This window comes from Roseibium sp. (assembly GCF_025698965.1).
Lineage (GTDB): Bacteria > Pseudomonadota > Alphaproteobacteria > Rhizobiales > Stappiaceae > Roseibium.
Genome location: NZ_JAILWL010000613.1, coordinates 1 through 3211, shown reverse-complemented (window position 1 = coordinate 3211; position 3211 = coordinate 1). Strand labels below are relative to the sequence as shown.

General features: G+C 57.8%; 4 protein-coding genes. All 4 read right to left on the bottom strand.

The annotated features are described in order from the left end of the window. Positions 1–1566: recombinase family protein (locus tag K5905_RS30500; protein ID WP_297591481.1), on the bottom strand; the 1566-nt coding region annotated here is incomplete at its 3' end. After that, positions 1563–1976, bottom strand: coding sequence for a DUF2924 domain-containing protein (locus K5905_RS30495; protein ID WP_297591479.1), 414 nt, complete (start codon positions 1974–1976; stop codon positions 1563–1565). The genes K5905_RS30500 and K5905_RS30495, both read right to left, overlap by 4 nt. Before the next feature lie 9 nt (positions 1977–1985). Beyond that, a complete protein-coding gene (locus K5905_RS30490; protein ID WP_297591477.1) occupies positions 1986–2249 on the bottom strand; it encodes a DUF3489 domain-containing protein in 264 nt (87 codons plus the stop codon). Between the two features lie 504 nt (positions 2250–2753). Further along, on the bottom strand, positions 2754–3211 hold a 458-nt coding region (gene terL, locus K5905_RS30485; protein WP_297591475.1), incomplete at its 5' end, for a phage terminase large subunit.

Genomic DNA, 3211 nt, shown 5'->3' with positions numbered 1-3211 from the left:
GAAAGTCTCGGTCGTAAGGTGCGCCGGCTGTCGGCCCTCAAGGATCGCCGACATGATGGTCGGCGATAGAAACGCCATCTGTAAACGGCTTCTTAGGTAGCGCTGCGAGACCTGCTCGCGCTTGGCAAGTTCAGTGATCGACACTCCGGATTTCAGGTCATCGAGCCACGCAAGCGCTTTGCCGAGCGTCTTCCTCATCAGCGTGTCAGGTTTCGGCTTTTCATCGGCGAGCACCAATCTGGCTTCGGCGCCCCGTCGATGAATCTCAAAGGGCGTTTCGAACATGACCTGCTGTACACCACACGTTGCTGTTTTATCGATCGGGCGGGGTATTGCGACGGTCACCTCCAACGCGCTGTTACGCACAGTCACCTTTGTGACCGCTGCCAACGTCTCGGCTTCGCTCGTGTTTATAAGTTGTTGCAGGTTCTTCGTCTCAGTCTCGATAGCTGCAATGGTCTGGCTGTTTTGGGCCGCCAGTTGTTGCGCGTTCTTTGTCAGGAAACGGGTCGTCGCGTCCGCCACCGCTGTCTCAAGCTTCTGGGCGGAGATCCGCAGACCTTCCTGCCCCTCTTTTCCAGAGTTTTTGACCAGGCGGCTCGACACGTAATAGCGAAATCGCCGCGAGCCGCGCGTCGTGTGACTGGGCGTCAGTCGGTCGCCGGTTTCATCGAAGACTTTTCCAGAGAGAGGGCTCGTAACGGCCATACTTTTGCGGCGGGAAGGGCGTGAGGACGCTGCATTGAGCTTCTCTTGGACTCGGTCGAAAAGCGCATCGGAAATGATGGCCTCATGTTTACCAGGATAAACCTTATCCTTGTGCCGGATGCGACCTGTGTAGATGGGATTGCGCAGGAGCGCCTGGATGCGGCCACGTGAAAACGGCTTGCCGCCTCGCATGCGCTCATTTTCGCTTTCTCGCATTTTGGTTCGTAGCCCTTCGCCGTCTGCAGCTTTTTCGACGAGGCGTAGACAGGCATGCTGATCGTAGAGTTCGAATAGCCGTTGGACAGTCTCGGCCTCCTTAGGAACGATTTTAAGCGATCGCCCGTCTGGCTCGAAGCCAAGGGGCACGAACCCGCCCATCCAGAGACCCTTGGACTGGGCGAGTTTGTCACGAATGCGCTCTGCGGTGACTTCTCTTTCAAACTGGGCGAATGAGAGGAGCACGTTAAGCGTCAATCGGCCCATGGAGGTGGACGTGTTGAACGCCTGTGTCACCGAGACGAATGAGGCCCCAGCGGCCTCAAGCCTGTCGATCAGTTTCGCGAAGTCGGCAAGCGAGCGTGTGAGCCGGTCGACTTTGTAAACCACCACCAGGTCGATCCGCCCGGCTTCGATGTCGGTAAGCAGGCGCTCCAGTCCGGGCCGGTTAAGCGTGCCACCGGAGATCCCGCCGTCATCATATTGGTTGGTTAGGAGTTTCCATCCCTCGTGTCGCTGGGAGGCGACGAAAGCTTCGCAAGCCTCGCGCTGAGCCTGAAGGGAGTTGAAGTCCTGATCAAGGCCCTCCTCGGAGGATTTGCGGGTGTAGATGGCGCATCGTTTCACTTGTGGAGTACTCATTGTTTAGGGCTCTTCAAGCCGAAGAAGCGGGGACCAGACCAGCGAACTCCTGTAATCGCCTCAGCAATCGCTGAAAGTGACCGGTAGGTTCGCCCGCGCCAGATGAACCCTTTCTCCAGGACTTCGACGGTGTGCGTTTCTCCATTCCATTCGCGGATTAGCCGCCCGCCAGCGGCCAAGCCCTGCGCGGCGGGGCGGCATTTGTCGCTTACAAGTTTCTTGAGCCTCTGGACGTCCCGCTGTGGCAAAGCGCCATGAAGGAGGACCTGCGTCTCATAAGCGATGATGCGGCGAAGTAGGGCCGCGCTCATGCGTCTTGGCGGTTCCTCCTCATAAAGGTCGCGCCACACCCTGACGAGTTCATAATGAGTCATTCCTTCAAGACTCTTTATGGTGACCAGACGCTTCATGCCTCGCCCTTAAGTCGCGAGCCGATAGCGGGCGGCGCTTTTGCCCTCTTTAGGCGGCAGCTTCTCCACCGCATGACCGTCCTTGCGCAGCCCCGTTAGAGCTGCACGCGTTGTATGCGGCTGCCAGCCGAACGCCGCGGCGAGCTTTGCGATGGTTACGCCACCTGGATCCTGAAGTCGGTCCACCAGCTGGGCCTTTTTGGACCCCTCACGGTAAATCGGTGTGTCGAGTTGCTCAGCTTCTTTGGCATTGTGTGAATTGTCGTTCGCCATGATGGGCCTCCAGTAGCGGCGCAGGCGGGATGCCGGCGTTTGCACTGAGGCAGGCCTGGAAGCCGGTTCGCATATGCGCGGCGGCGTTTCCAAGCTTGGTGCACATGCATGCTCGAACAGCGACGATAGTCCAGTCGGGCGGAGGAAGATTCGACGAGGTACAGCAGTGCGTTCTGCGGTCTGGCGCATAGAAAAAGGGCTGCCATATTCGGCGGCCCTCATTCAAGGATAGTTTGTCCGCGCCAGTGATGGCGAACCTCTCGCCGGTCTTGCCGTCCCGCCGGCCGGCGTGGGGCCGTATCGAGGAGCGCTTGGCCCTTTATAGCTCTGGTCCAACGGATAAATTCGGAGATAGGTTGAGCGAGTAGTCGAACGGGCTCTCAACCGGCAATCTATAGATCCTCGCGATACGGTGCCCATAGATTGGCGTTAGCGGCTAAGTCAGTAGGACTGCACGCACCGATTCCTAAGAGCGGTGCTCTTACATATGTCAGCGCAACCATGTCAGTACGGACGCCCTGTTAAGGGGTCGGTATCCAGAAGAGCTTGGCCGCGCCCGGAACGCGCCCAGCGCATGAACTGAGAAAGCGAGTCGACTTGATCGTCGAAACGGCTCTCTGGAAAGGCGCGCATCTCATCGCGCAGGGTAGGCCACCAGTCCACCTCGGTTGGAAATGCAACAGCTCCATCATAAAGAAAATCCAGATGAGGAATGAGGCGATCAAGCTTGCTTCCATCTGGATCCATGAGCACCGGAAAAAGTTCGCCCTCCTGACGCATGATGCTCCACATAATCTGTGTTGCGTTGGTACGCTCGATTAGAACCTCCTCCGGAGACCACTGTCTGGACATCTGAAGGATCCGTGATTTGAGGTCAGCTCCGTCAAGACGAGCACGTAACAGATCCAGTAAGTACCAGACGCCACGTCGATAACCCCAGGTGGTGCAGACGGAAAACGAGC

What these genes read in the sequence shown, in the direction of transcription:
- K5905_RS30495 (WP_297591479.1), bottom strand. Translation starts at nt 1,976, where the DNA reads ATGAAGCGTCTGGTCACCATAAAGAGTCTTGAAGGAATGACTCATTAT.
- K5905_RS30490 (WP_297591477.1), bottom strand. Translation starts at nt 2,249, where the DNA reads ATGGCGAACGACAATTCACACAATGCCAAAGAAGCTGAGCAACTCGAC.